Below are 583 nucleotides of genomic sequence, written 5' to 3'. Positions count from 1 at the left end.
TTCAGCAGCAACTTCCAGACGGCCCTCAACCCGCAAATAACCAAATCATACGCGACCGGCGACATGGAATACATGCATGGCCTGATTTTCCGGAGCGCCAAATTTTCATTTTTCCTGCTGCTGCTGTTATCGCTTCCCGTCCTTATCGAGACAAAAGCGATACTGACGCTCTGGCTGAAAATCGTCCCGGACCACACAGTCGTATTCCTGCGGATCATGTTATGCACGACATGGGTGTATGCCGTCTCCAATCCGTTGATTACAGCCGCTTCCGCCACCGGCAAGATCAAACTATACCAAAGTGTCGTCGGAGGGTTGCTGCTGCTGATCCTACCGATTTCCTATCTCTGTTTGCGGTTCGGGCTCCCTGCATACAGCGTCTTTATCGTACATTTTGTCATGGAGATTACAGCCCAATTCGCCCGGCTGCTGATGCTGCGGCGAATGATTCGGTTGTCATTGCGGGAATACTTTGCCAAAGTGATCTGGAGTATATCCAAAGTTACGGCAATTGCGCTTGCAGTACCTCTGGCCGTGGCATACTGGCAGCCGGGAGAAGGAATATGGAACCTTCTGACGATCT

1 pseudogene is annotated in these 583 nt (G+C 51.3%); it reads left to right on the top strand.

Annotated elements, in window-relative coordinates:
- Nucleotides 1–583: pseudogene (locus ACESTR_RS16425) on the top strand (lipopolysaccharide biosynthesis protein); the annotation flags it as partial.

Source organism: Alistipes sp. DJF_B185 (assembly GCF_964250025.1).
Taxonomy (GTDB): domain Bacteria; phylum Bacteroidota; class Bacteroidia; order Bacteroidales; family Rikenellaceae; genus Alistipes; species Alistipes finegoldii.
This window is presented reverse-complemented; position numbering and strand designations above follow the sequence as displayed.